Source organism: Streptomyces sp. NPDC019443 (assembly GCF_044389785.1).
Taxonomy (GTDB): Bacteria; Actinomycetota; Actinomycetes; order Streptomycetales; family Streptomycetaceae; genus Streptomyces.
In genome coordinates this window covers 1-1,814 of sequence record NZ_JBIRYJ010000055.1, presented here as the reverse complement: position 1 = coordinate 1,814, position 1,814 = coordinate 1, and the positions used below count along the sequence as shown (strand labels likewise).

Here is a 1,814-nt window from a genome sequence, read left to right as displayed (position 1 = left end):
CGACGGTCCAGGTGTCGTTGCCGGTGAGGAGGGCGGCGAGGTCGCCCTTGCCGTTCTGTTCGATGGCGGTGTCGAGTTGGTCGGCCATCATCGTGTCGTAGACGGGCCGCTCGACACTGCGCAGTACTCCGATGGGGGTGTGGTGCAGGGTGTCGGGGTCGGCGAGCCGGGAGAGTGCGAAGGCCGTGGTGGGGCTGGCGCTGTGGGCGTCGTGGATCAGGATCCGGCTCTCGTTCTCCGGTGTGATCTGCACGACCTTCAGGTCGCCGGTCGCGGTGTCTCGTACGACGCCTTTGTCGCTGTCGGTGCCGAAACGGATCGGCCGGCCGTGTTCGAGGCGGATGACCGCTTCCTGGGCCTGCTGTTTGTCCTTGAGTGCGTCGAAGGCGCCGTCGTTGAAGATGTTGCAGTTCTGGTAGATCTCCACCAGTGCGGTGCCCTGGTGGTCGGCGGCCTGGCGCAGTACCTCGGTGAGGTGTTTGCGGTCGGAGTCGATGGTGCGGGCGACGAAGGATGCCTCCGCGCCGATTGCCAGGGATACCGGGTTGAAGGGCGCGTCCAGTGAGCCCATGGGCGTCGACTTGGTGATTTTGCCGACCTCGGAGGTCGGGCTGTACTGGCCTTTGGTGAGTCCGTAGATCCGGTTGTTGAAGAGCAGGATCTTCAGGTTCACGTTGCGGCGCAGTGCGTGGATCAGGTGGTTGCCGCCGATGGACAGGGCGTCGCCGTCGCCGGTGACGACCCAGACGGACAGGTCGCGGCGGGAGGAGGCGAGGCCGGTGGCGATGGCGGGCGCGCGGCCGTGGATGGAGTGCATCCCGTAGGTGTTCATGTAGTACGGGAAGCGGGAGGAGCAGCCGATTCCGGAGACGAAGACGATGTTCTCCTTCGCCAGACCGAGCTCGGGCATGAAGCCCTGCACGGCGGCGAGGATCGCGTAGTCACCGCAGCCTGGGCACCAGCGCACTTCCTGATCGGACTTGAAGTCCTTCATGGACTGCTTGGCCTCGGCCTTGGGCACCAGCGAGAGCGCCTCAGTCATTGATGGCCTCCTTGAGAGCTGTGGCGAGCTGCTCGGCCTTGAACGGCATGCCGTTGACCTGGGTATAGGAGTGCGCGTCGACCAGATACCTCGCCCGGATCAGGGTGGCGAGCTGGCCGAGGTTCATCTCGGGTACCACTACCTTTTCGTAACGCCCCAGAACCTCCCCGAGATTCCTCGGGAGGGGGTTGAGGTTGCGCAGATGGGCCTGCGCGATGGGGATCTTGGCGGCTCGCAGACGGCGGACGGCGGCGGTGATCGGCCCGTACGTCGATCCCCAGCCCAGGACCAGGGTCCTCGCGTGGTGCGGATCGTCGGCCTCGAGGTCCGGGACCTCGATGCCGTCGATCTTGGCCTGGCGGATACGGACCATGAAGTCGTGGTTGGCCGGGTCGTAGGAGATGTTGCCGGTGCCGTCCTGCTTCTCGATCCCGCCGATCCGGTGCTCGAGTCCGGGCGTCCCCGGAACCGCCCAGGGACGCGCCAGGGTCTGCGGATCACGCTTGTAGGGCCAGAACACCTCCGTCCCGTCCGCCAGCTCGTGGTTGGGCCCGGTCGCGAACTGCACCCGCAGATCCGGGAGTTCGTCGATCTCCGGGATACGCCACGGCTCGGAGCCGTTGGCCAGATAGCCGTCACTGAGAACAAAGACGGGAGTGCGGTAGGCGAGCGCGATGCGGGCCGCGTCGATGGCCGCGTCGAAGCAGTCGGCGGGCGTGCGCGGCGCGACGATCGGGACGGGAGCCTCACCGTTCCTGCCGTACATGGCCTG

At 66.4% G+C, this 1,814-nt stretch carries 1 protein-coding gene and 1 pseudogene; both read right to left on the bottom strand.

Features of this window, described 5'->3' with window-relative positions; translation table 11 throughout:
* Positions 1–1,042: 2-oxoacid:ferredoxin oxidoreductase subunit beta (locus ACH492_RS40050; protein WP_398994373.1), on the bottom strand; the 1,042-nt coding region annotated here is incomplete at its 3' end.
* A pseudogene (locus ACH492_RS40045) lies at positions 1,035–1,814 on the bottom strand (2-oxoglutarate ferredoxin oxidoreductase subunit alpha); the annotation flags it as partial. The gene ACH492_RS40050 and the pseudogene ACH492_RS40045, both read right to left, overlap by 8 nt.